The organism is Prevotella sp. P4-51 (assembly GCF_002251455.1).
Classification (GTDB): Bacteria; Bacteroidota; Bacteroidia; order Bacteroidales; family Bacteroidaceae; genus Prevotella.
The window spans coordinates 196434-222996 of record NZ_NPJM01000049.1; the positions used below are offsets into that span (position 1 = coordinate 196434).

At 52.4% G+C, this 26563-nt stretch carries 17 protein-coding genes; 13 read left to right on the top strand and 4 right to left on the bottom strand.

The genetic code is table 11. The features are described from left to right. Positions 1–32: 32 nt before the first annotated feature. Positions 33–512, bottom strand: coding sequence for an SsrA-binding protein SmpB (gene smpB, locus CIK94_RS07145; protein ID WP_094422219.1), 480 nt, complete (start codon positions 510–512; stop codon positions 33–35). 37 nt (positions 513–549) lie between these two features. Then, positions 550–1056 (bottom strand): DMP19 family protein, encoded by a 507-nt coding sequence (locus CIK94_RS07150; protein ID WP_094386139.1) that lies wholly within the window; start codon positions 1054–1056, stop codon positions 550–552. A gap of 298 nt (positions 1057–1354) precedes the next feature. Here CIK94_RS07150 and CIK94_RS07155 point away from each other — a divergent pair, with 298 nt between their 5' ends. Continuing rightward, a complete protein-coding gene (locus CIK94_RS07155) occupies positions 1355–2056 on the top strand; it encodes an iron-sulfur cluster assembly scaffold protein (protein WP_094386141.1) in 702 nt (233 codons plus the stop codon). A 14-nt stretch (positions 2057–2070) separates the two neighbouring features. Further along, complete coding sequence (locus CIK94_RS07160; RefSeq protein ID WP_094422222.1) at positions 2071–3084, top strand: GGGtGRT protein; 1014 nt, start codon at positions 2071–2073, stop codon at positions 3082–3084. A gap of 708 nt (positions 3085–3792) precedes the next feature. Here the strand turns inward: CIK94_RS07160 and CIK94_RS07170 are convergent. Together CIK94_RS07170 and CIK94_RS07175 are read right to left on the bottom strand one after the other, a co-directional pair. After that, complete coding sequence (locus tag CIK94_RS07170; RefSeq protein ID WP_094422331.1) at positions 3793–5004, bottom strand: MFS transporter; 1212 nt, start codon at positions 5002–5004, stop codon at positions 3793–3795. 119 nt (positions 5005–5123) lie between these two features. After that, a complete protein-coding gene (locus tag CIK94_RS07175) occupies positions 5124–6440 on the bottom strand; it encodes a DUF3078 domain-containing protein (protein WP_094388252.1) in 1317 nt (438 codons plus the stop codon). A gap of 211 nt (positions 6441–6651) precedes the next feature. Here CIK94_RS07175 and CIK94_RS07180 point away from each other — a divergent pair, with 211 nt between their 5' ends. From CIK94_RS07180 to CIK94_RS07230, 11 genes are all read left to right on the top strand, one after another. After that, the gene (locus tag CIK94_RS07180) at positions 6652–8256 is read left to right on the top strand and encodes a CTP synthase (protein WP_094422226.1); all 1605 of its coding nucleotides are present in this window, start codon (positions 6652–6654) and stop codon (positions 8254–8256) included. Positions 8257–8259: 3 nt separating this feature from the next. Then, entirely contained in the window at positions 8260–10164 is a 1905-nt protein-coding gene (gene yidC / locus CIK94_RS07185) for a membrane protein insertase YidC (protein WP_094422228.1), read from the top strand. A gap of 5 nt (positions 10165–10169) precedes the next feature. Further along, complete coding sequence (locus CIK94_RS07190) at positions 10170–12320, top strand: S9 family peptidase (RefSeq protein ID WP_094422333.1); 2151 nt, start codon at positions 10170–10172, stop codon at positions 12318–12320. 20 nt (positions 12321–12340) lie between these two features. Beyond that, entirely contained in the window at positions 12341–13957 is a 1617-nt protein-coding gene (locus CIK94_RS07195; RefSeq protein WP_094422230.1) for an MFS transporter, read from the top strand. Positions 13958–14099: 142 nt separating this feature from the next. Continuing rightward, the gene (locus CIK94_RS07200; RefSeq protein ID WP_094422232.1) at positions 14100–15557 is read left to right on the top strand and encodes a DASS family sodium-coupled anion symporter; all 1458 of its coding nucleotides are present in this window, start codon (positions 14100–14102) and stop codon (positions 15555–15557) included. A 598-nt stretch (positions 15558–16155) separates the two neighbouring features. Then, entirely contained in the window at positions 16156–18093 is a 1938-nt protein-coding gene (abc-f, locus tag CIK94_RS07205) for a ribosomal protection-like ABC-F family protein (protein WP_094386151.1), read from the top strand. Positions 18094–18115: 22 nt separating this feature from the next. Then, complete coding sequence (locus tag CIK94_RS07210) at positions 18116–20149, top strand: M13 family metallopeptidase (protein ID WP_094422234.1); 2034 nt, start codon at positions 18116–18118, stop codon at positions 20147–20149. A 136-nt stretch (positions 20150–20285) separates the two neighbouring features. Continuing rightward, positions 20286–21203, top strand: a complete 918-nt coding sequence (locus CIK94_RS07215; protein ID WP_094422236.1) for a homoserine O-succinyltransferase — start codon at positions 20286–20288, stop codon at positions 21201–21203. Continuing rightward, complete coding sequence (locus CIK94_RS07220) at positions 21200–23029, top strand: U32 family peptidase (RefSeq protein ID WP_094388245.1); 1830 nt, start codon at positions 21200–21202, stop codon at positions 23027–23029. Before CIK94_RS07215 ends, CIK94_RS07220 begins: the two co-directional genes overlap by 4 nt. A 7-nt stretch (positions 23030–23036) precedes the next feature. After that, positions 23037–24032: a beta-carotene 15,15'-monooxygenase gene (locus CIK94_RS07225; protein WP_094422335.1), complete on the top strand. Its 996-nt coding sequence runs from the start codon at positions 23037–23039 to the stop codon at positions 24030–24032. A 92-nt stretch (positions 24033–24124) separates the two neighbouring features. Further along, positions 24125–26557: a TonB-dependent receptor gene (locus CIK94_RS07230; protein WP_254046160.1), complete on the top strand. Its 2433-nt coding sequence runs from the start codon at positions 24125–24127 to the stop codon at positions 26555–26557. Positions 26558–26563: the final 6 nt, after the last annotated feature.

A 26563-nucleotide genomic window follows, 5' to 3' on the forward strand; every position in this document is an offset into this window, starting at 1 on the left:
CCTCGGCCTACTCCTGTCTCAAATAAAATCAATTAGAAATGTTTTCTTACACGGTCCATCTCCCGACGGTCTTCCTTTTCCTTGAGAGTCTGGCGTTTGTCAAACTCTTTCTTACCTCGGGCAAGGGCGATATCCATCTTGGCTCTACCGTGCTCGTCGATGAAAATCAAAATAGGGACGATGGTAAAACCCCCATCCTTGGCAGCGGCCTCGAGATGACGTATCTCGCGCTTCTTGAGCAGAAGTTTGCGGTCACCCTTAGCCTCGTGATTGGAAAAAGAGCCATAGAAATAAGGGCTGATGTTCATACCCTTGACCCATATTTCCCCACGGTCTATCACACAGTAGCTATCGACAAGCGAAGCCTTGCCGGCACGTATAGACTTAATCTCCGTACCGGTGAGTACCATGCCTGCCGTATAGGTATCAACGAAGAAATACTCAAACGAGGCTTTCTTGTTGCGTATCTGCACAGGGCTCTTCTTGCGTATATCCTGTTCTTGTTTGTTCATTTTTTCATTCTCCTTTCTTACTCGTTACCGCCATCTGTCAAGCCTCTATCTCGCAGAAACGGTCCAGATGCTCATCCACATAGTGGGCTATGGCAGAAGTGAAACCCTCTTCGCCCTCAACAAACTTGTCATCAAGGTCGTCAAACTCGGGGAAGCGCTCAAACATGGCCATAAACTCGTCGTCGTCACACTCACGCTCTATCTCTTCATGATACTTGGAATAGAGTTTGTGCGCACGGCGTATAAGACTGCACAGTTCAGGCAACCCCCAACCACGCACAGCCTTGTCAAACGGATTGTGGAAGATAAAGTGTCCCCAACCGTTGTGGATAAGCTGGACAAAGCCACCATCCATCATTTCTTCGCGCATGGCAATATATGCCAGCAGCGTAATCTGGTCGGCATTGAGCATCCCCATTGTCTCGGCTGTAAGTTCTCCACCGATAGCCTCATAGGTGGCATCCACTATTACCTGCACAAACTCATCCATGCCTTCGCCGGCAGCTTTGGCCAGAGCGGCGTCTTTGACTTTTACTATCATAATGATGCAAAATTAGACAAAAAAAACGGAAAAAGAATATGTAAGGTACAAGAAAATAGTGTTTGCCCTTGAGATTTGACTTGCGGCGGTCATGTTTGCCAACTCAGAATGACAAAACGGCAGCATTTGCCATTGAGGTATCTAAAAAATCATGAGGCAGAACAAAAAACCCTCATCATTATTAGGTAGTTTGTTTAGTTTTTTATAACTTTGCGCTTGAAAAAGGGGATGCCCGTGACCAACGTATCGCCCTTGACAAGCGTGAATAAGTAACAGTACTTTATATTTATTTTTGAACAACATGATTTATTCAAAGGAAGTTGACAACATGTGCGTTGTCGCCAAAGGCCCGAACCACGGACCAGCTCCAATCCCCGAAGAGGGAAAATGGATTCAAGCCAAAGAGATTAAGGATATCTCAGGTTACACTCACGGTGTGGGATGGTGTGCTCCTCAGCAGGGTGCTTGCAAGCTGTCTCTGAACATCAAGGAAGGCGTTATCCAGGAATGTCTCGTTGAGACCATCGGCTGTACTGGTATGACCCACTCAGCTGCTATGGCTTCTGAGATTCTGCCTGGCAAGACCATCCTCGAGGCTCTGAACACTGACCTCGTTTGTGATGCCATCAACACAGCTATGCGTGAGCTCTTCCTCCAGATTGTCTATGGCCGCAGCCAGAGCGCCTTCTCTGAGGGTGGTCTCGTTATCGGTGCCGGTCTCGAGGACCTGGGCAAGGGTCTGCGCTCACAGACTGGTACTCTCTATGGTACCGTTGCCAAGGGTACTCGCTATCTTGAGCTCACCGAGGGTTACATCACCAAGATGTTCCTTGACAAGGACAGCCAGGTATGCGGTTACGAATATGTACACCTCGGCAAGATGATGGAAGCCATCAAGGACGGTATGGACGCCAACGAGGCTGTGAAGAAGTTCACTGGCCGCTACGGTCGTACAACTGCTGAGCAGGGTGTTGTTAAATCAATTGATCCACGTAAAGAATAAGGAGATACACAACTATGATTAGAAAAGTAAGTTATGAAAGCCAGGAGCGCCGCGAGAAGCAGGTGCTGGCTGCTCTGAATGCAAATGGTATCAGTAGCGTAGAAGAGGCTAATCAGATCTGCGAAGAGGCTGGTGTTGATCCTTATCAGATGTGCGAAGAGACTCAGCGTATCTGCTTCGAGAATGCTAAGTGGGCATACGTTTGTGGTGCCGCTATCGCCATCAAGAAGGGTGTTAAGACAGCTGCTGATGCAGCCGAGGCCATCGGTATCGGTCTGCAGAGCTTCTGCATCCCCGGTTCTGTAGCTGATGACCGCAAGGTAGGTCTCGGCCATGGCAACCTCGCCGCCCGTCTGCTCCGTGAGGAGACACAGTGCTTCGCTTTCTTGGCTGGCCACGAGTCTTTCGCTGCTGCCGAGGGTGCGATCAAGATTGCCGAGATGGCCAACAAGGTTCGCAAGAATCCTCTCCGCGTCATCCTCAACGGTCTTGGCAAAGACGCTGCCCAGATTATCAGCCGTATCAACGGTTTCACATACGTACAGACCAAGTTTGACTACTACAGTGGCAAGCTCGAGGTTGTAAAGCGCATTCCTTACAGCGACGGTCCTCGTGCCAAGGTTAACTGCTATGGTGCTGACGATGTACGCGAGGGTGTTGCTATCAACTGGAGCGAGGATGTAGACGTTTCAATCACTGGTAACTCTACCAACCCCACACGCTTCCAGCACCCCGTAGCCGGAACTTACAAGAAGGAGCGCGTGCTCGCTGGCAAGCCTTACTTCTCTGTAGCTTCAGGTGGTGGTACCGGCCGTACACTGCACCCAGACAACATGGCTGCAGGTCCCGCTTCTTACGGTATGACTGATACTCTCGGCCGTATGCACTCTGACGCTCAGTTCGCAGGTTCTTCTTCAGTTCCTGCTCACGTAGAGATGATGGGCTTCTTGGGTATTGGTAACAACCCAATGGTAGGTGCAACAGTGGCTATCGCTGTAGCTATCGACCTGGCTCTCAACAAGAAGTAATTCACGAGCGACACATTTTTCAAACATAAGTTTATCCCTGTGACTTCTATGTCACAGGGATTTTTTTGTACCCTTGTCATCACAAGAATCCCCATTGGAACACATATTCGCCTCGACGATGTACGCAAAGTGGGGTTGGTAACAGTCGGACTCAATGATGAAGAAAGTATATGTGTAAACACATCATTTTGCGCTATAGACAAAGCAGTCGCCTTGATGCCGTAAAGGGTACGATATCTACTGATAGCGCTGGAGATGGCGTTAGGGATGAAGGCGGAGCGGGAAACGCGGAATTAAAAGTTCGAGTTATACGTTGTTGAGTTTGATTTGACGAATTCCCAGTTTGAAATCAACTTTGGGCGAAACACCTTTAGGTTGTCGGGGAAGAACTGCAAAATGTTGCGGAAGAACAACCTATTATCGGGGAAGAACATTTGACTAACGGGGAAGAACAGCAGACAATCAGGGAAGAGCAGTTGACTATCGGGGATGAGCAGCAGACTGTCCTGGAAGTGGAGATGATTGGCTTGGAAAGGCGACAGACTGACGGGGACGAGCTGCTGACTGACGGAGAAGTCCTGACGACTGCGGGGGAAAGTCCTTACGACCGTGGAGGAAATCCTGCCGACGGTCAGTAAACACAGTCAAGGCAATGGTGTCTGGCGGCTACACTAAGGATTGCTGCCGTCTGATAAAGATATGGACGAATTACTTCTTCTGCGTATTCGGCAGGAAGCCGGCAATGACTCCTAACAAGGGAAGGAACGCGCTGGCCTGGAAGATAAACTCGATGCTGGTCCTATCGGCAAGCCAACCGAAGAACGCGGAGCCAAGACCGCCCAAACCGAACATAAGTCCGAAGAAGATGCCAGCTATAAGTCCCACCTTATCGGGCATAAGGTCGGTGGCATAGACCACAATCGACGAGAAAGCCGACGCGATGATGAGGCCAGAGAGAAATGTGCAGACGATGGTCCAAGGCAGACTGGCATAAGGCATGGCTATCGCGAAAGGAGCAGCTCCGAGGATGGAGAACCATATCACATACTTGCGGCCATACCTATCGCCAAAGACGCCACCTGCCAAGGTGCCGATGGCAAAGGCCAACAGGAATACAAACAAGCATATCTGCGACGCCTGTACACTGATACCAAACTTGTCGATAAGAAAAAAGGTGAAATAGCTCGTGATACACGACGTATAGAAATACTTGGAGAATACAAGCAGAATGAGTATCGCCAGGGCACGATACTTGGCTCCACGGGAGATGTGGTCGTTCAATGCCGGAGTGGGCAGATGATGGTGCTGGGCATAGACCAGGCGCGCCTTATACCAAGCTCCCAAACGCATCATAATCAATGCGGCGAGCAGTGCTGCAAGGGCGAACCAGGATATGGCATACTGGCCGAAAGGCAAGATGATGACAGCAGCCAGCAAGGGGCCGAGGGCGGAACCTCCGTTGCCTCCGACCTGGAATATAGACTGTGCCAGGCTTTTCTTTCCTCCCGATGCCAACTGCGCTACGCGTGATGCCGTGGGGTGAAAGATTGAAGAACCAAAGCCGACCACACTCACAGCCAAAAGAATGAGCAGATAATTCTCGGCAAAAGCCAACAGCAGAAGTCCTATCAACGTAAAGCACATGCCCACGGACAAGGCATAGGGGCGTGGATGCCTGTCGGCATAGAATCCGGTGAATGGTTGCAGGATGGAAGACGTCATCTGAAAGACCAGAGTGATAATGCCTATCTGCGCAAACGAGAACTCAAACTTGTCCTTGATGATGGGATAGATAGACGGGATAATCGACTGAATCATATCGTTGAGGAAATGTGATATGCCACAAATCACCAACATGGAATAGACCGTACTCTCGGTCATGGTGGGATGTCCCTTGATTATGCTGCCTATAGATTTCATCATCATTAGTCTTAATACCTATTATATATAGTAACCGCCTGCCAATATGGCAGGCGAATATTGCACGCGGGCTCACCGCAACAGTAGCAGAGGGGCTGAGCACGCCGAAGAAAGCATCATCAGAAGGAATAGGCGAAGCCCAAAGAGGCGTACTCCTTCAACTGATAATAGCCATGACGGTCACTGCGCTTGGTTCCGTCGTCAAAACGGGGATAAACGAATATGTTGCTGGATATATACTTGTTGAACTGGAAGGTAAACGTATTCTCCCACTCAAGCTCGGCACGCTCGTAGGTAGTATAACCATAGAGACGGGTCTTCCAACGTATGTTGTCGGCAAACTTCCACAACAAATCGACCGTAAACTGCGAACCAAAGTTGTGCAGCTGGTGCTTGCCTTCGTCCAAACCATAACGAGAGGCAAGCTCAAGACGGTTGACATAACGGAAATTGTAAGCCAGAGGAGCCAAGTGGATGGAACCGGTAAGCCTATCCTTCAAGCACTTGACGTTGTAGTCCATACCGACAGAGAGATTGACATTCAACGGGCCCAAGAAGTCGGTGGTAACGACATTGGAGTTACTGTTCCACTGTCTGACGAACTGGGTAGCGGCTATCATCTGGATGGTATAATACCAGCTTCTGGATGCCTGCAATCCCAACTTGCTCGTCAGACGCAGCAAGTTCTCGCTTACTCGCATGGTGTGCAACGTATCCTGTCTGGAGGTCTGGAATCCCAACTTCATCTCAAGTTTGTTGTCCCATCTCACCTTCTGCTTGTTGTTGTAATTGGCATTGAGGGTTATCGAACCTACCATCGAGTAGTTGCTTTCACCACCTTTGTACCAGTTGGAAGAAATGTAATTCTGCAGGAACTGGAGATAATAGTCGCCGGAGTATGTCCAGAAGTTGGGTTTCAGCACCACAATATCCAAGGGAGCCACAACTGTCTCCTGGGGCTTGGGGGCTACCTTCTCAACGATTTCAGGAGCATGGTCGACATGTATTGCCTCGGCCTTACGTATGTCTCCAGCACGCTCCAACTGGCTCTGCGTAGAGCGCACGAGGTCGGGACGCCCGAGATAGAGCGCCAGCAGACTCTCGTCGATAAGGTTGGCATCGCGGTCGATATCAAAGAAGTTGTGGGACACGCCTTTATAAAACGTGGTCGGCATAAAGAGCAACTTGTACTCGATCCCCAGTTTGGGCAGTGCCGGCACAGTCATGGTTGGCACAAACTCTTCGAGATGGGCAGAGTCCTGGTGGACGCGGAAATGCAACAGCGAATCCATATAGAGAGTCACCATATCCGGCTGGGCTTGTGCGGCATGTCGGCGCGATGACGACAGCGATTGCGAATGTCGTGACTGGGCCGACACGGACGTAACATCACACAGCAAACCTAAAAGGATAATGGCAATAAACTTAATTCTCATAATTGTATAGTGGCTATTTGTGCTTGCAAAGTTACTGCATGCTGTGAAAAATACAAAATAAATCTCAATGAATTTTTGTTTTAGAAGTCCGCGAAAGCAAAAGTCGTGAACAAAAGGGAAAAAGCGTGGAACAAAATAATACCTTTTCTTTGCAGAGTTCACCAAATTATTGTAATTTTGCAACTTGAACAAATATTAAATTATCACAATCGTGGCAGACACAAAGTATATTTTTGTAACAGGCGGTGTGGTTTCTTCATTAGGCAAAGGAATCATCTCATCGTCTATCGGCAAATTGTTGCAGGCCAGAGGCTACAACATCACCATCCAGAAGTTTGACCCCTACATCAACATTGACCCGGGTACACTGAATCCTTATGAGCACGGAGAGTGCTATGTGACGGCCGACGGTATGGAGACCGACCTTGACTTGGGACACTATGAGCGCTTCACTGGCATCCAGACCACGAAAGCCAACTCAATGACCACAGGACGTATATATAAAAGTGTAATAGACAAAGAGCGTCGTGGCGACTATCTGGGCAAGACTATCCAGGTGGTGCCTCACATCACCGACGAAATCAAGCGAAACATCAAGATGCTTGGCCAGCGCTACCACTATGAATTTGTCATCACTGAGATAGGTGGTACAATCGGCGACATCGAAAGCGCGCCCTTCATGGAGGCTATCCGCCAGATGAAATGGGAATTGGGCAAGAAGGCTGTCAATGTGCATCTCACCTACGTGCCCTACCTCAAGGCTGCGGGCGAACTTAAGACCAAGCCCACACAGCATAGCGTGAAGGAACTGCAAAGCGTGGGAATCCAGCCTGACGTGCTCGTCCTCCGCACCGAAAAGTATCTCGACGAGGGTTTAAGAAAGAAGGTTGCCGCTTTCTGTAACGTCGACTTCGACTGTGTCATCCAGAGCGAAGACCTCTCAAGCATCTACGAGGCTCCTGTATATATGCAGGACCAAGGTCTGGACACCGCCATCCTGCGCAAGGTGGAAGAGCCCATTGGCGAGAAGCCTTCACTGGGTCCCTGGCGTCAGTTCCTCGAGCGTCGCGCCAAAGCTACCGAGACTGTCAACATCGGTCTGGTGGGCAAGTATGACCTACAGGACGCCTACAAGAGTATTCGCGAGAGTCTCTCACAGGCTGGCACCTATAACGACTACAAGGTAAACATCAACTACATCAACTCCGAAAAGATTACGGAAGACAACGTGGCCGACCTGCTGAAAGGCCAGGACGGTATCATGATTTGTCCCGGCTTCGGCCAGCGTGGCATTGAGGGCAAGCTGATTGCCGCTCACTATACCCGCACCCATGACATCCCCACCTTTGGTATCTGTCTGGGTATGCAGATGATGGTTATCGAGTTTGCCCGCAACGTGCTGGGCTATGCCGACGCCAACAGCCGCGAGATGGACGAGAAGACGACTCACAACGTGATAGACATCATGGAAGAGCAGAAGAACATCACCAATATGGGAGGTACCATGCGTCTGGGTCAATATGAGTGTATACTTAAACAAGGTTCGCGTACATTTGATATATATAAGAAGGAGAATATCCGCGAGCGCCACCGTCACCGCTACGAGTTCAACAACCAGTATCTTACCGAATATGAACGCGCTGGCATGATGTGTGTAGGACGCAATCCCGAAAGCGACCTTGTAGAGGTGGTAGAGATACCTGGACTGAAGTGGTACATTGGTACCCAGTATCACCCAGAGTATCAAAGCACAGTGCTGAAGCCACATCCACTCTTCGTAGATTTCGTTAAACACGCAATAAAGAACAAGAAATAAGACATGGACAAAAATACAATTACCGGCATTGTGCTCATAGCGCTGCTGTTTATCGGGTTTACCTGGTGGAGCCAGCCCTCTGAAGAAGAGATTAAGGCTCAGCAGGAACAGCTCGCCCAACAGGAAGCCGCCAAGGACAAGGCTGCCAAAGCCGAGAAAGATGCCGTAAAAGCTCAACGCGAACGCGCGTTGCAGCAGACCCTCGAAGACAGTACTGCACTATTTCATAACGCCCTCAAAGGTACTGCGCAGAACGTGGTACTTAAGAACAAGCATGTAGAACTGACCTTCAACACCAAGGGCGCAACGGTAGAAAAAGCCGTGATTAAGGGTTACAAGGACAACATCAAGGAGAAGAACGACGTTGTGCTGTTTGACAAGAACGAACAGTCGCTCAATTATACCTTGGTGGCCAAGGAGACCAATATCTCTACCCAGGACCTGTATTTCAACGTATCGGCGCTCACCGACTCTACCGTCGTGTTCACCGCCGAAGCTGCCGCCGGCAAGAACATCGTGCTGAGCTATCTGCTCGGCAAGGACTATATGCTCCACATGCGTCTGAGCGTAGAAGGCATGGCCGGACTCTTCGCTCCCAACACCTCCACAATGGATATCAACTGGCAGGAGAAATGCCGTCAGCAGGAGAAGGGCTTCAACTTTGAAAACAGATACGCTACCCTGACCTACCACGAAAGCGAAGGTGGCACCGATTATCTGAGCGAGACATCAGAAAAAATCGACAAGCCCATTGAAGAACGTATAGACTGGGTTGCCTTCAAGAACCAGTTCTTCTCGGCTGTGATGATTGCCAAAAACGATTTCCAGCCCAACGCTCTTATGACCTCCATCCCTTATGACAAAAAGTCTGGCGATGGCTATCTGAAGAGCTATCAGGCCAAGATGAAGTCGTTCTTTGACCCAACAGGCAAGCAGCCATCAGAGTTTGAGTTCTATTATGGCCCGAATGACTTCCGTCTCTTGCAGAATGTAGAGGAGCAAAGCACCTTCGGCAAGGACCTCGAGCTCCAGCGTCTGGTTTACCTTGGCTGGCCTCTCTTCCGCATCATCAACCGCTGGTTCACCATTTATGTTTTCGACTGGCTGTCCAAGCTCTTCCCCATGGGAGTGGTACTCATTCTCATCACACTGTTACTGAAGGTAATCACCTTCCCAATGGTAAAAAAGAGCTACATGAGCAGCGCCAAGATGCGTGTACTCAAACCGAAACTCGAAGCTGCCACCGCCAAATTTGACAAGCCCGAAGACCAGATGCAGAAGCAGCAAGCTATGATGGCAGAGTATGCCAAATATGGCGTAAGTCCATTGTCGGGCTGTCTGCCTATGCTCATACAGATGCCAATCTGGATTGCCATGTTCAACTTCGTGCCCAACGCCATTCAGCTGCGTGGTCAGAGTTTCCTGTGGATGAGTGACCTTTCAACCTATGACCCCATCTTCGAATGGGGCACCAATCTGCCCATCATAGGTGACCACCTCTCGCTCACCTGTATACTTTTCTGCGTAGCCAACCTGCTCTACTCGTGGATGACTATGCGTCAGCAGCGCGACCAGATGGTAGGCCAGCAAGCCGAACAGATGAAGGTGATGCAGTGGATGATGTTCCTCATGCCTGTCATGTTCTTCTTCATCTTCAACGACTACTCGTCGGGTCTTAACTTCTACTATTTTGTCAGCCTCTTCTTCTCGGCTGCCATCATGTGGACCCTCCGCAAGACCACCAATGATGAGAAACTGCTTACTATCCTTGAAGCACGCTACAAGGAGAACCAGAACAACCCTCAGAAGATGAAAGGTCTGGCTGCACGCCTGCAGGCTATGCAGGAACAGCAGGCCGAGCTGCAGAAACAGAGAGAAGAGCTGGCTCGTAAAAGAAAAAAGTATTAACTATGATGATAGCCAAAACTATAGCATTAGTTGCCGCCCTATGGATGGGCGGCAATTTTGCAAACGCACAGACCATGATTGGTAAAAGTGACATCAAACTCAGTTCAGACCTCATGACTCCCGAAGCCTTATGGGCTATGGGACGCATAGGTGGAGCTCAGGTTTCGCCCAATGGCAAGCAAGTGGTATACCAGGTAGGTTACTACAGCGTAGAAAAGAACAAAGGGCAGCAGACCTTGCATGTAATGAACGTGGACGGCACTGCCAAGCGTATGCTCACCACTGGCGCCAAGAGCGAGAGCGACGCCGCCTGGATAGAAGGCGGAAGCAAGATTGCCTACCTTTCTGGTGGCCAGCTGTGGAAAATGAACCCTGATGGCACAGACCGCAAGCAGCTCACTCACTCGGCTTTGGATATCGAGGGGTTCAGTTTCTCGCCTGACGGAAGCAAGGTAATTCTTATCAAGTCAATTCCCTTTAATGATATCATCAAGAAGAATCCTTCTGACTTGCCCAAGGCTACCGGCCGTGTCATCACAGACCTGAACTACCGTCATTGGGACCATTACGTTGAGACCATCGCCCATCCCTTCATGGCTGCTGTCAACGACAATGCCATCACCGACGGTATCGACATTATGGAGGGTGAACCCTACGAGTGTCCCTCTGCTCCTTTCGGTGGCATTGAGCAACTTGCATGGAGCCCCGACTCCAAGCAGATTGCTTACTCTTCCCGTAAGCGTACCGGCTTGCATTACGCCATTTCCACCGACGCCGATATCTACCTGTATGATATCGACAGCCACGCCACCCGCAATCTCTGTAAGCCTGCCGACTATAAAGAACCAGCCATTAATCCGACCAAATCGATGAAGGACCTGCCCGTCAATCATCAGGATGGCGATATGAACGTAGGCTATGACACTGCACCTTGTTTCTCACCCGACGGCAAGTATGTTGCTTGGCTCAGCATGGCACACAATGGCTATGAGAGCGACCGCAACCGTCTCCTGGTGTATGATTTGGCCACTGGCAAGAAAGAATACGTCAGCGAGAAGCTCGATACCAATGTCGATGCATTCTGCTGGAACTCTGACAACAAGAGTATCTATTTCATTTCCGTATGGCATGGATGTGCCAACATCTACCAGACTAATCTTCGCGGAGAAGTCCATCAGGTTACCGAAGGCCAATACGACTACGGCAGCCTCCAGATGATAGGTAACACCAAGAAGTTGCTTGTTACCCGTCATTCGATGAGCCACCCCGATGACATTTTTGTCATCAACCCCAAGAAGAAGACTGAAATCACACAGATTACAGATGAAAACAAGCATATTTTTGACCAACTTGCAGTCGGAAAGGTTGAGCCTCGATGGGTGAAAACCACTGACAACAAAGATATGCTGGTATGGATAATCCTTCCTCCCCACTTCGACCCCAACAAGAAATATCCTACCCTCCTCTTCTGTGAAGGCGGTCCCCAAAGTCCCGTATCACAGTTCTGGAGTTACCGATGGAATATGCAGATTATGGCAGCCAACGGCTATGTCGTCGTAGCCCCCAACCGCCGCGGTCTGCCTGGTTTCGGAAGCAAGTGGAACGAAGATATCAGCGGCGACTGGACCGGCCAGTGCATGAAAGATTACCTCAGCGCCATCGACGATGCCGCCAACAATCTCCCCTATGTTGACAAAGACCGTCTGGGGGCCGTGGGCGCCAGCTTCGGTGGCTTCTCAGTCTATTACCTTGCCGGCCATCATGACAAACGGTTCAAGTGCTTCATCGCTCATGATGGAGCCTTCAACCTTGAGTCCATGTACACCGACACCGAGGAAGCCTGGTTCTCCAACTGGGAGTACGACGACGCCTACTGGAATAAGGACCAGACCGAGCGTGCACGCCGCACTTATGCCAACAGTCCCCACAAGGCTGTCGATAATTGGGACACCCCCATCCTCTGCATCCATGGCGAGAAAGACTATCGCATCAATGCCAATCAGGGCTTCGGTGCCTTCAATGCAGCCCGCCTCAAAGGTATCCCTGCCGAACTGCTCCTTTTCCCTGATGAAAACCACTGGGTTCTTAAACCACAGAACGGTGTACTGTGGCAGCGCACCTTTTTCTCATGGCTTGACCGCTGGTTAAAGAAATAAACAATAAAAAGATATAAGCAATGACAACAACACAAAAAACACTGCGCGACTCGGCCGCCATCCGCTGGATGGCCCTGTTGCTCTTGGCTTTGGCCATGTTCTGTGCCTACATCTTTATGGACATCCTTTCGCCCATTAAAGACCTGATGCAGACACAGCGAGGCTGGGACTCTGACGCCTTCGGTACCATGCAGGGCTCGGAGACTTTCCTCAACGTATTTGTCTTCTTCCTGATTTTTGCAGGCATCATCCTCGACAAGATGGGCGTTCGCTTTACAGCCCTCCTCTCTGGAGGCGTGATGCTTTTGGGAGCCATCATCAAGTGGTATGCCATCAGCGACAGCTTTATCGGCAGCGGCCTTGAGACTTGGTTTACCAATAACCTCAACCACATTCCCGTCTTCGAGCAGTTGAACGTATCGCCGTTCTATGAGGGAATGCCCGCATCTGCCAAGCTGGCAGCCTGTGGATTTATGCTCTTCGGCTGCGGAGCCGAGATGGGCGGCATCACCGTATCGCGTGGTATCGTCAAGTGGTTCAAGGGCCGCGAGATGGCATTGGCCATGGGATCTGAGATGGCATTGGCCCGCCTGGGCGTAGCCACCTGCATGATATTCTCGCCCTTCTTCGCCAAGCTCGGCGGAGTCGTTAGCGTATCACGCTCTGTGGCTTTCGGCGTTGTGCTGCTTTGCATCGCCATGATTATGCTCGTTGTCTATTTCTTTATGGACAAGAAACTCGACGCGCAGACCGGCGAAGCCGAAGAGAAAGACGACCCTTTCAAAATCAGCGACTTGGGACAGATACTCACCAGCAGTGGTTTCTGGCTCGTATCATTGCTGTGCGTACTCTACTATTCAGCTATCTTCCCCTTCCAGAAGTACGCTGTAAACATGCTGCAGTGCAACCTCTCATTTACTGAGGTTCCCGCCGACTCCTTCTGGGCATCCTCGTCTGTTACCATCATCCAGTATGTCATCATGCTTGTGGTGGCTGTTACAGCGTTCATGTTCAACTTCCTCAAGAACAAGAGCTTCAAGTACGGAGTGCTCTGCCTGTCCATCGTATCCCTTGTCACCTACTGCTACATGGGCTACATGCGTCAGTCTGCCGAGTCTATCTTTGCCGTGTTCCCCCTGCTTGCCGTGGGCATTACCCCCATCCTGGGCAACTTTGTAGACCATAAGGGCAAGGCTGCCTCTATGCTCGTTCTGGGTTCACTGCTGCTTATCGCCTGCCACCTTACCTTCGCCTTCATTCTTCCCGAATTCAAGGGCAACCAGGTAGGCGGAGTCATCGTAGCCTACGTGACCATCCTCGTTCTCGGCGCATCGTTCTCTCTTGCCCCCGCCTCTCTGTGGCCAAGCGTGCCCAAACTGGTAGACGCCAAGATTATCGGCTCTGCCTACGCCCTTATCTTCTGGATACAGAACATCGGCCTGTGGCTGTTCCCCCTGCTCATCGGCAAGGTCCTCACCATGACCAACAAGGGAGTTACCAATGCTACCGAACTCAACTACACCGCCCCATTGGTGATGCTGGCAGGCTTGGGTGTTGCCGCGCTCGTCATCGGCCTTGTCCTCAAGGTTGTTGACAAGAAGAAGGGACTGCACCTTGAAGAGCCCAACATCAAGTAAACCTCCATATCATCCATGTGCGTCACCGGCCCTGCGCCGATGCCGCACATGGATATATATACCAGAAATACACCTACCCAATTGAACCTGACATTCGTAAACATCATAATAACTAATAATAACAACTAAAAACTTAAAGATTATGTCTGAAGAAAATGTTCTTTCAAACAAGATTGAGATGAAAAAGGTATGGCAGCTGCTCGGCATCATTGCCGTTACCGCCATCATCTGGAACCTCCCAATCACCTGTTTTGGCATTGAGGGCCTTACCGTTATCCAGCAGCGCGTTATAGCCATCTTTGTCTTCGCTACCCTTTCATGGCTGTTCGAGGCCATTCCCTCTTGGGCAACCTCACTGGCCATCATATCGGTAATGTGTCTTACTCTGTCTGACAACTCCATCGCCTGCTTCAAGGGCGAGGGCGAAGCCTTTGGCGAGCTTCTCAAGTCCAAGGACATCATGGCCACCTTCGCCAACCCCGTCATCATGCTCTTCCTCGGCGGTTTCATCCTTGCCATCGCAGCCACCAAGTCGGGTCTTGACGTGCTGCTTGCCAAGAACCTTATCCGTCCCTTCGGCAACAAGAGCGAGAACGTGCTGTTGGGCTTCCTACTCATCACAGGCGTCTTCTCGATGTTCGTGTCCAATACAGCTACCGCCGCCATGATGCTCACCTTCCTTACCCCTGTCTTCGCCGCCCTTCCCGCCAACGGAAAGGGACGCATCGCGCTGACGATGAGCATCCCAATCGCCGCCAATATCGGTGGTATGGCCACTCCTATCGGTACACCTCCCAATGCCATCGCCCTGCAGGCCCTCAATGAGCAGCTGCATCTTAACATCAGCTTCGGACAGTGGATGTCATTCATGTTCCCGCTGGTCATCATCATCCTGTTCATCAGCTGGCGCCTTATCCTCAAGTTCTTCCCCTTCACTCAGAAGACCATCGAACTCAAGATTGAGGGTCATGTTTCTCACGGCTGGCGTATGTGGGTGGTATGCATCACCTTCATCGTCACCATCCTCATGTGGCTGCTCGACCGTGTCACTGGTGTCGACGCCAACACTGTAGCCATCATTCCTATGGGTGTATTCGCACTTACAGGAGTCATCAATGGCAAAGACTTGCAGAAGATTGACTGGAGCGTTATCTGGATGGTTGCCGGTGGTTTCGCCCTCGGACTGGGCATGAACGGCACCGGACTTGCCGACCGCGCTATCGAGAGTATACCTTTCGGCGACTTCTCTCCCATCGCCATATTGCTCATCTCTGGACTTATCTGCTACTTCCTCAGCAACTTTATCAGCAACACTGCCACCGCAGCTCTTCTGGTTCCAATCCTTGCTGTCGTTTGTACAGGTATGGGCGACAAACTGGGCGCCATTGGCGGCACCTCTACCATCATCATCGGTATTGCCCTTGCTGCATCCAGCGCCATGTGTCTCCCCATCTCTACTCCTCCTAACGCTATCGCCTTCTCTACCGGACTGGTCAAGCAGAACGATATGCTCAAGACGGGTATCACCATGGGCATCATCAGCATGGTTCTCGGCTACACCGTGCTCTACTTCATCGGTAAGGCCGGACTCATCGGATAAATATTATCTACAAAAACTATCAACGGGAAGGGGCTACTCTTCCCGTTTTTTGTTGCCGCGACCCAGCACAATCGCACCAGACATCCGCTCGCACGAAGAGAGTCCATCTCCATTTCTGCACTGACCATCGACAAAGTATTTGCAGGGTTGGAAATGGAGAAATCGTGGTGCGATTTGTTTGTTTCGCATCGCGAAAAGTGTAATTCGCAGTTTGAAACAAGTAAATCGTAGTTTGGAAACTACTTGAAAGCCATTGCGTTAAACTTTGCCGCGAAGGCGATATTGATGCTACATGCCAGAGGCTGACCGCAGATGATTTCCACTATAGGCGAGCATACAGCCCCTCCACCAGCTCCATCCCCCACAGCCACAACCTTATCTCCCCCGATGTCGGGAGAAAAAGCGGTGATAGTTAGGTTTTAACAAAAAAAAAGCGTAATTTTGCACTTTACTAACAGAGGTCGCCCCTACGGGTCTGCGCGTCATGCCCGCTGCGCGAACTATAGTTAAACCGAATATATAAACATACCGCCACGCCCTGTCTGCCGTCTGCGCCCCAGCAAGACAGAGCCGTGCAAGCATATTGAAGACCAGAAATATGATTTCTATAGAAAATCTCGCTGTAGAGTTCAGCGCCCGCCCGCTCTTCCATGACGTGAGTTTTGTCATCAACGACCGCGACCGCATAGCGCTCGTGGGTAAGAACGGCGCCGGCAAATCGACCATGCTCAAGATACTCTGCGGACAGCAGAAGCCCACCTCGGGCACCGTAGCCATCCCCAACGACACCACCATAGGCTATCTGCCCCAGGTGATGAAACTCGCCGACGACACCACCGTCATCGAAGAGGCCCGCAAAGCCTTCATCCACACCACCCGCATGAAGGAGCGCATCGAGCGGCTGCAGCAGGAGATGGCCGACCGCACCGACTACGAGAGCGAGAGCTATGCCCAGTTGGTCGAGAAGTTCACCCTCGAGCACGACCGCTACATGATGCTCGGCGGCGACAACTACGAAGCCACCCTCGAGCGCACCCTCACCGGTCTGGGCTTCCAGCGCAGCGACTTCGACCGCCCCACGCGCGAGTTCTCCGGTGGCTGGCGCATGCGCATAGAGCTCGCCAAGATTCTCTTGCAACAGCCCGACGTGCTCTTGCTCGACGAGCCCACCAACCACCTCGACATCGAGAGCATACAGTGGCTTGAGCAGTTTCTCGCCCAGTCTGCCAAAGCCGTGGTGCTGGTGAGCCACGACCGCGCCTTCATCAACAATGTCACCAACCGCACCATCGAGATAACCTGCGGCCACATCGAAGACTACAAGGTCAAATACGACCAGTATGTGGTGCTGCGCGCCGAGCGCCGTGAGCAGCAGCTGCGCGCCTACGAGAACCAGCAGAAAGAGATAGCCGACATCAAGGACTTTGTAGAGCGTTTCCGCTACAAAGCGACCAAAGCCGTGCAGGTGCAGAGCCGCCTCAAGCAGTTGGAAAAGATAGTTCCCATCGAGATTGACGAGGTCGACAATTCTGCCATGCACCTCAAGTTCCCCCCATGTCTGCGCAGCGGCGACTATCCCGTCATCTGCGACGAGGTAGCCAAGACCTACGGTGACCACAACGTCTTCTCGGGCGTGACGCTCACCATCAAGCGGGGCGAGAAGGTGGCCTTTGTGGGAAAGAACGGCGAGGGCAAGTCTACACTCGTCAAGTGTATCATGGGCGAAATCCCCTTCGACGGCACCCTAAAGATAGGCCACAACGTGCAGATAGGCTATTTTGCCCAGAACCAGGCCCAGCTGCTCGACGAAGACATCACCATCTACGACACCATAGACCGCGTAGCCACCGGCGACATGCGCCTGAAGATCAACGACCTCTTGGGTGCCTTCATGTTTGGCGGCGAGACCTCTGAGAAGAAGGTCAAGGTGCTCAGCGGCGGCGAGCGCAGCCGTCTCGCCATGATACGTCTGCTCATGGAGCCCGTCAATCTGCTCATCCTCGACGAGCCCACCAACCACCTGGACATGCAGTCCAAGGATGTGCTCAAAGAGGCCATCCGCGCCTTCGACGGCACAGCCATCATCGTGAGCCACGACCGCGAATTCCTCGACGGTCTGGTCACCAAGGTTTATGAGTTCGGCCAAGGCCATGTGCGCGAGCACCTCGGTGGCATCTACGACTATCTGCGTGCCCACAATGCCGACAGCATCCACGAGGCACTGGCTGCACAGCCTGTAGTGACCCAGTCCAAGCCTGTAGAACAGCCCCAGAGCCAGCAGAAGATTTCCTATGCCGAGCACAAGGAACAGCAGAAGCGCATACGCAAGGCGCAGAAGTCGGTAGAAGAGTGCGAACGCAAGATTGCCACGATGGAGACGAGGCTCAAGGAACTCGACGCCCTGCTCATGCAGCCTGAGAACGCAGCCGACATGGAACTCGTGACCGAGTATACCACCACCCACCAGGCCCTCGAGCAGGCCAACGAGCAGTGGATGGAACTCTCCGAACAGCTCGAGAGTCTCAAAAACGAATAATCAACAACCAAACAACAATACAATGAAACTGAAACCAATTATTCCGATAGTCCTCATGATATCGGCGCCCATCATGGGCATGGGACAGAACAAGTCGGGACTGGTAATGTCAAACCTTGACAAAACCGTCAAGCCTGCCGATGACTTTTATCAGTTTGCCACTGGTGGATGGCAGAAGAACAATCCTCTCCCTGCCGCCTACAGCCGCTACGGCAGTTTCGACCAGCTGCAGGAGAACAACAGCAAGCGTATCAACACCATCCTCTCCGACCTGGAAAAGAAGAAATATGCCACCGGCACTATCGAGCAGAAACTGTCTGACTTCTACAAGCTGGCTCTCAACGTAGAGCGACGCAATACCGAGGGCACAGCCCCCGTTGCCGCTCTGCTCAACGAGATAGAGAGCGCCTCTACCGTGGCCCAGCTGCGCGAGCTCCAGCTCAAGTATGCCGCCCAGGGCTATGGCGTACAGTATGCCTCATACTTCGGCGCCGACTCCAAGAATGTGAGCATGAACATCATGCACATCTCTCAGAGCGGACTCACTCTGGAGCAGAAAGACTACTATCTCAACAACGACGCTGCCACGGTGGCCATACGCGAGGCTTTCCGCAAGCACATCGCCCGCATGTTCGGGCTCTACGGTTTTGACGCCGCCCAGGCCCAGAAGAAGAGCGACGCCGTGTTCCGTCAAGAGACCATCCTCGCCCTCATCTCCAAGAGCGAAACCGAGCTGCGCGACCCCGAGGCCAACTACAACAAGATGACCATGAAGGCGTTTGCCGAGCACTATCCCAACATCCCGCTCGAGCAGATGTGCCTGGCAGAGGGCGTAAACAAGGACTACATCCAGACACTCATCGTGGGACAGCCCGAGTTTATGAAGGGTCTGGACAAGATTGTGGCTCTGCAGACCGCCGACGAAATCAAGGCGCTCATGGAGTGGGACATCATCATGAGCTCGGCATCCTACCTCAGCGACGAGATAAGAGAAGCCAACTTCGACTTCTTCGGCAAGACCATGAGCGGCCGCAAAGAAGACTACCCATTATGGAAACGCGCCACCGCACAAGTCGAGGCACAGATGGGCGAGGCTCTGGGCAAAATCTACACCCAGCGCTACTTCCCCGAGTCGTCCAAGAAGATGATGGAGAAGCTGGTGGCCAACCTGCAGATAGCTTTGGGTCAGCGCATCGACGCCCAGAAGTGGATGGGAAGCGAAACCAAAGCCAACGCACACCGCAAACTGGACAAGTTCTACGTAAAGATAGGCTATCCCAACAAGTGGACAGACTTCAGCGCATTGACCATAGACCCATCAAAGAGCTACTATGACAACGTGATGGCTTGTCGCGCCTTTGCCCACGACAAGCATATCGCCGAGAAGGCCGGCAAACCCGTTGACCGCGATGAGTGGTTTATGAACCCACAGACCGTCAACGCCTATTACAACCCAACCACCAATGAGATATGCTTCCCTGCGGGCATCCTGCAGTACCCCTTCTTCGACCCCAAGGCCGACGAAGCATTCAACTATGGTGCCATCGGCGTAGTGATAGGTCATGAGATGACCCACGGATTTGACGACAAGGGCCGTCTGTACGATGCCGACGGTATGCTCAAGGACTGGTGGACCGCCAAGGATGCCGAGGGCTTCAAGGAGCGTGCCGATATGTATGCCAACTTCTTCAACAACATCAAGGTGCTGCCCGACCTCAACGCCAATGGTGAGTTCACGCTGGGCGAAAACCTCGCCGACCACGGTGGTCTGCAACTGGCTTTCACTGCCTACAAGAACGCCACTGCCGAGAAACCACTCAAGCAGAAGGACGGCTTCACCGCCGACCAGCGCTTCTTCATCGCCTACGCTGGAGTTTGGGGCCAGAACATCACCGAGAAGGAAATACGCAACCGCGTAAAGCGCGACCCGCACTCACTGGGTAAATGGCGCGTCAACGGCGCTCTGCCCCATGTAGATGCGTGGTACGAGGCTTTCGGAGTGAAGGAGGACGACAAGCTCTTTATCCCCAAGGCCAACCGTCTGGACCTCTGGTAACACATCGTAAGACAAGATAAAAGTGGGGGCTGTCAGAAAATACTTTGACAGCCCTACTTGTTTTTCATCGGTTTTTGCTATTTTTGCAACTGCAATACGCCCCACATTATTGACAAGTAGTAATTCCACAACAGTTATGCCCATATATTTACCCGAAGGTATTCCCGCCATCCAGACCCTGAGATACGAACACGTGGACGGCATCGAAGGATATGGACGCGACTGCGCCCGCCGAGAGGACCTTCTACACATCGTGGTCCTCAACCTCATGCCCAAGAAGGAGGAAACAGAGTGCGACCTGGCGCGTGTGCTGGCCTACTCTTCACACAAGATAGAGTTGAGTTTCATGAAGCTGCGCTCGCATACCTCAAAGAATACAACGGCAGAACATCTGGAACGCTTCTATCGGTATGCCGACGAACTGGCAGATGAGCACTTCGACGGCATGATAGTCACCGGCGCACCAGTAGAGACCATCGCCTATGAAGAGGTAGACTATTGGCGCGAGCTCACGGCCATCATGGACTGGGCCCACAGCCACGTGCGCAGCACGCTCTATCTGTGCTGGGGAGCCATGGCTGCGCTTTACCATTTCTACGGCATCTCCAAGTATCTCCTTCCAGCAAAGAGGTTCGGCGTGTTTACGGTAACGCCAGCCGATCTGCACCATCCCATATTCAGCGGTTTCGACGACACTTTCAGCATGCCCAACAGCCGCCATACCGAGATAAGGCGCCCGGACATCGAGCATACCGAGGGCGTGGACATCCTCGCCGAGTCGGCCGAAGCCGGTCTGTGCATCTGCGCCTCGCGCCAGCATAGAGACTTCTATGTATTGGGCCACTTCGAATATCCCGTGTGGACACTTGGCGACGAGTACCGTCGCGACCTGGGCAAGCGCGATGATGTCAATCTGCCACAGCACTACTACCCCAACGACGACCCCAGCGCCCAGCCCCACTGCAACTGGCGCGCAGCGGCTACGCTCTTTTACAACAACTGGATCAATCATTATGTCTGTCGTCAAGAGGCAGATGAAAACATAAACGTATGAGAAAACTCGAACTGTTGGCTCCCGCCAAGAACCTGGAATGTGGCATCGCAGCCATCGACTGCGGAGCCGATGCCGTGTATATCGGTGCCGCACGCTTCGGCGCCCGCGCTGCAGCCGGCAACTCTGTCGACGACATCGGCCAGCTGTGCCAGTATGCGCATCGCTTTGACGCCAAGGTCTATGTCACGCTCAACACCATCATCTACGACAGCGAGATGGACGACACGCTGGCGCTCGCAGAGCAACTGCGCGAGGCAGGAGTGGACGCCCTGCTGCTGCAAGACATGGGTCTGGTGGGACGGGTGGCTCTGCCTATACACGCCTCGACCCAATGCGACACGCGAACGGCAGAGAAGGCTCTGTGGCTGGAGTCGCTGGGCTTCACCAGAGTAGTGCTGGCTCGCGAGTTGTCGCTCGACGAGATAGCCGAGATACACAAGGCTTCGCCCGAACTGGAGCTCGAGGTCTTTGTCCATGGTGCCCTGTGCGTGAGCTACTCTGGCGTCTGCTACGCCTCGCAATACTGCTTCGGCCGAAGCGCCAACCGCGGCGAGTGTGCCCAGTTCTGCCGACTCAAGTTTGACCTCGTCGACGCCACTGGCAGGGAGATAGAGCACCAGCGCCATCTGCTGTCGCTCAAAGACATGTGCCAGATAGATGCCATCGAACAGCTGGCCGACGCCGGTGCCTGTTCGTTCAAGATAGAGGGCCGACTCAAGGACGCCGACTATGTGAAGAATGTCGTATCAGCATACTCGCAGCAGATAGACAGGCTGGTAAGCAAGCGTCCCAACGACTATTGCCGCGCCTCGAAGGGTCAGGTGACCTATCACTTCGAGCCCAATCTGCGCAAGACTTTCAATAGAGGTTATACCCATTACTTCCTCAACGGCCGCCAGGCAGATATCGCCAGTTTTGACACCCCCAAGGCCATGGGCGAGTATGTGGGCAAGGTTAAGGAGATACGCGGCAACTCGTTCAACGTAGCGGGCGTGGCCGAGTTTGCCAATGGCGACGGGCTCTGCTTCTTCAACAGCAACCACGAGCTTGAGGGATTCCGCGTCAACCGCGCCGAGGGCAACCGTCTCTTCCCCCAGCGCATGCCGCAGTCGCTCCGCCCTGGAGCAGCGCTATACCGCAACAACGATGTGGCGTTCTCCAAGCTGCTCGCATCAACTGTGGCTGAGCGCAAGTTGCCTCTGCACATGACCCTATCGACAACGGACGACGGCTTTGCACTCGAAGCGCTTCATGCAAGGGCCACTGTGACCTTTGAACATCAACCGGCGCGGACCAACCAGCATGACAACATCGTAAGACAGCTATCTAAGTTGGGCAACACGCCCTATACGCTGGCCGACGTGAGCATAGCCGAGGGTGCAGAGATGCTCTTCATCCCGTCGAGTCTGCTGGCAGAGTTGCGAAGAATGGTTGTGGCACAACTCGAAGAGGCTCCTGTGGAGCAGACCTCAAGCCAGGACAATCAGCAGATGGTGGCCGACGATGCCATGATGCCCAACGGATGGCAGCGCGAATACATCCAGCACACCTATTTATATAATATAGCCAACCGCGAAGCCCGCGCCTTCTACCAACAGCATCACCGTCATGAGCTGGCTCCTGCCTACGAGCTCTCGCCGACCTCACATCCGCTCATCATGCAGTGCCGTCACTGTCTGCGCTATGCGCTGGGCTACTGTGTGCGTCGCGGCGGTCGCCAACCAGAATGGAAAGAGCCTCTGAGTCTGCGCCTTGCCGACGGAAGAAGTTTCGAGCTCAAGTTTGTCTGTGACGAGTGTCAGATGAATATCTATGCTAAAGAATAGGATAATGATGATGAAAACGAGTAAATACACAGCGCTGCTATTGCTGATGATAACGATGCTGGCGTCGTGCTACCACCGCCCGCACCGTTACGCGAATGTAACCGGGGAAATCACTGGCGTACAGACAGATACCATGTCGTTCTACACACTGCACCATTATACGGTCAACTATAATTTCATCGTACGCTCAAACTCGCTTACGCTCGTTGCGCAGCAACCGGAAGAGGTACTGAGCAACATGCCCACCGACTCATTTACAGTCCGGCACGGCGAACATCTGGTTGTGGCAGACTATCGCACACTGCCACAGGACCTGGCAGACTCTGTATGGATACAGGTGGCAACTGCCTCGCGCCATTTCGGATGGGTACATGAAGGAAAGCTGCTCCGCTCTGTCGTGCCCGATGATCCCATATCCGAGTTCATATCCACTTTCTCTGACACCCACCTCCTTATTTTCCTTATCGTGATATGCGTCATCTCTGCCGCTTATCTCATCAGGAAGCTGAAGCGTATGGATGTACCCATCGTCCACTTCCGCGACATCCATTCCTTCTATCCCACTCTGCTCACGCTACTGGTGGCGTCGGCAGCGACGCTCTATGCCAGCATCCAGACATTTGCCCCAGACGTATGGCGGCACTTCTACTTCAACCCGACACTCAACCCGCTGTCGGTGCCACCCATACTGGCGCTATTTCTGCTTCTGGTTTGGGCGATGCTGATTGTAGGTGTCGCAGTGCTGGACGACGTGCGCGGTCAGTTGGCAACGGGCGAAGCCATACTCTATCTGAGTGGACTGGCTGCAGTTTGCGCCATCGACTACATAGTCTTCAGCATCACCTCTTTATATTTTATAGGTTATATTCTGCTCGTATTGTATTTCATATACGCCATCAGGCAATACCGCACCCATAGCCGCATGACCTATGTCTGTGGAAAATGTGGCGCACTGCTACGCAAAAAAGGCGAATGTCCTCACTGCGGCGCCTTCAACGTATGACGCCATCGCGGCACAATTCCTCATAAATGAGGATTGGGATTGCAGAGGATTATGAGTACCTTTGCAGCCGTTCAAAACAACAATACAAGAGGATGAACTATAACAAGACAATTGTAACTACATGTATTTCGCTGATGCTGGCCGTTGCTGCATCAGCAAGCGAATCGCGCTACGTCACACCGGTAGCCAACGACACATCAAAAGTAGTGGATATCGACGAGGTAGTAGTGGTGTCACAACCTAAAGAGGCATTCTATCTGCGTCAGCAGCCATTGAGCAGTTCGATGCTCGATGCCCACGACCTGCAACGTATGTCCATGAACGACCTACGTGACCTCTCTGCCTTTGTCCCCTCGTTTACGATGCCCTCCTACGGTTCGCGCTATACCAGCTCTATCTATATTCGCGGTATCGGTTCACGCATCAACAGTCCGGCTGTGGGCGTCTATGCCGACGGGCTGCCACTGATGAGCAAGAGCGCATACAACTATCACAACTATGAGTTGGCGCACGCCGATGTCTTGCGTGGTCCACAGGGAACGCTCTACGGCATCAACACTGAGGGCGGACTGATACGTACCTATAGCCTCAGTCCGATGAACTATCAAGGCACGAGAATCAAACTGGGCCTTGGCTCCCACTTCACTCGTCATGCTGAGGTGGCTCACTATGCCAAGCCCAACGAACACATTGCCTGGTCGCTTGCCGGTTTCTATAAGGGTCAGAAAGGTTTCTTTACCAACAACACAACTGGTGAGAGAGCTGATAAAAGCAATGAAGCCGGCGGCAAACTGCGCCTAATCTATCAGCAAGGTAACGGCTTCAGCGTCGACTATATCCTCGACTATCAATACGTCCGCCAGAACGCGTTCCCCTACGGACTCTGGAACGGCGAAACTCAACCCACTGTCGCCAACCGTCAGTCCAACTATCGCCGTAACATGCTCAACACCGGCGTAGTCATCTCCAAGCGTTGGGAAAACACCACCTTCAGTTCTACCACCAGCTTCCAATATCTCAAGGACTACATGCTGATGGATATCGACTATATGGCTGCCGACTTCATGCAAATGGAAGAACGCCAACACCAAAACTCGATTACGCACGAGATGGTTGTCAAGGGGCAGATAGGCTTGACGGAGGCGGAGACCAACCGTGCGTGGCGGTGGACAACAGGTACGTTTACCTCATACCAATGGAACAAGACCGAAGCGCCAGTTGCGTTCTTTGGAGATATGGATAACATGCTGGGAACCACCATCCAAACCGCCATGTATAAAGCTATAGTACAGACAATGGCGGCACGCTTCGAGGCAACTGGCATGGCTCCCGACAGAGCCAAGCAGATGGCTGAGCAGATGATAGAACAGCGCGGCGGAATAACAGTTACCACCGATTTGGGCGTCATCCCAGGCACGTTCCGACTCCCTACATTCAACCAAGGGGTATTCCACGAATCAAACATCGACCTCACGCGCCGTCTGACACTGACTTTGGGACTCCGCTATGATTACTCCAAGGTAAGACTCGACTATGACACGCGGGCGGAGATGAACTGCAACGTCATGATGATGGGCAGCGCAGCTTCGAGCCACCTCTTATCCAAACTCAGCAACAGTTACCACAATGATTTCCACCAACTTCTGCCCAAATTAGGATTGAGCTACAAGTTTGGCGATAACGGTTCCAACCTCTATGGTGCCATCAGCAAAGGTTATCGTGCCGGTGGCTACAATTATCAGATGTTTTCAGACATTCTACAGACCGAACTCAGCAACAACTCCAGCCAGCGTGGCGACTACGAGATACCCCATACCGAAGAGGACTACAAGGATATCGAGAAAACCATAGCCTACGCCCCCGAAACGACATGGAACTACGAACTGGGAGCCCACATCAATCTGCCCGGGAATAAGATCCAGATGGATATGGCCGTCTATCTCACCAACGTGAACAACCTGCAGTTGTCGGTGATGGCCGGAAACTACGGTTTCGGCCGAATGATGGTCAACGCAGGCCGTAGCCGCAGTCTGGGTGGAGAACTTTCTCTGCGAGGAAGTCATCTTGACAATCACCTCACATGGACAGCCAGTTACGCCTTTACCCAATCGACATTCAGAGACTATCGCGACGCCGCAACCACAGGCAACACCACCACCCAGATAGACTACCGCCATCACCGCGTGCCCTTCATCCCTTGCCACACATTGGGTTCGACGATTGACTACCGCATCGACACGCACAACCCACGTATACATGCCCTGGTTATCGGTGCCAATATGGCCGCCCAAGGCAGCATCTACTGGAACGAGGCCAACACCCTGAGCCAGCCATTCTACGCTACACTTGGCGCCCATTGCGACGCATTGTGCGGCAATGTCATTGTAAGTCTGTGGGGCCGCAACATCACCAATTCCCGCCCCAACACCTTCGTCGTGGAAAGCAGTGCAACCGGCAAACCACTTGTCTTCGCCCAACAAGCCAACCCGTTCCACATGGGCATTGATGTCAAGTTGAATTTCTAACCCGCG

Excerpts from the sequence above, each read along its gene's own strand:
- smpB (WP_094422219.1), bottom strand. The coding sequence starts at position 512 with ATGAACAAACAAGAACAGGATATACGCAAGAAGAGCCCTGTGCAGATA.
- CIK94_RS07155 (WP_094386141.1), top strand. The coding sequence starts at position 1,355 with ATGATTTATTCAAAGGAAGTTGACAACATGTGCGTTGTCGCCAAAGGC.
- CIK94_RS07160 (WP_094422222.1), top strand. The coding sequence starts at position 2,071 with ATGATTAGAAAAGTAAGTTATGAAAGCCAGGAGCGCCGCGAGAAGCAG.
- CIK94_RS07170 (WP_094422331.1), bottom strand. The coding sequence starts at position 5,004 with ATGAAATCTATAGGCAGCATAATCAAGGGACATCCCACCATGACCGAG.
- CIK94_RS07175 (WP_094388252.1), bottom strand. The coding sequence starts at position 6,440 with ATGAGAATTAAGTTTATTGCCATTATCCTTTTAGGTTTGCTGTGTGAT.
- yidC (WP_094422228.1), top strand. The coding sequence starts at position 8,260 with ATGGACAAAAATACAATTACCGGCATTGTGCTCATAGCGCTGCTGTTT.
- CIK94_RS07190 (WP_094422333.1), top strand. The coding sequence starts at position 10,170 with ATGATAGCCAAAACTATAGCATTAGTTGCCGCCCTATGGATGGGCGGC.
- CIK94_RS07195 (WP_094422230.1), top strand. The coding sequence starts at position 12,341 with ATGACAACAACACAAAAAACACTGCGCGACTCGGCCGCCATCCGCTGG.
- CIK94_RS07200 (WP_094422232.1), top strand. The coding sequence starts at position 14,100 with ATGTCTGAAGAAAATGTTCTTTCAAACAAGATTGAGATGAAAAAGGTA.
- abc-f (WP_094386151.1), top strand. The coding sequence starts at position 16,156 with ATGATTTCTATAGAAAATCTCGCTGTAGAGTTCAGCGCCCGCCCGCTC.
- CIK94_RS07210 (WP_094422234.1), top strand. The coding sequence starts at position 18,116 with ATGAAACTGAAACCAATTATTCCGATAGTCCTCATGATATCGGCGCCC.
- CIK94_RS07215 (WP_094422236.1), top strand. The coding sequence starts at position 20,286 with ATGCCCATATATTTACCCGAAGGTATTCCCGCCATCCAGACCCTGAGA.
- CIK94_RS07220 (WP_094388245.1), top strand. The coding sequence starts at position 21,200 with ATGAGAAAACTCGAACTGTTGGCTCCCGCCAAGAACCTGGAATGTGGC.
- CIK94_RS07225 (WP_094422335.1), top strand. The coding sequence starts at position 23,037 with ATGATGAAAACGAGTAAATACACAGCGCTGCTATTGCTGATGATAACG.
- CIK94_RS07230 (WP_254046160.1), top strand. The coding sequence starts at position 24,125 with ATGAACTATAACAAGACAATTGTAACTACATGTATTTCGCTGATGCTG.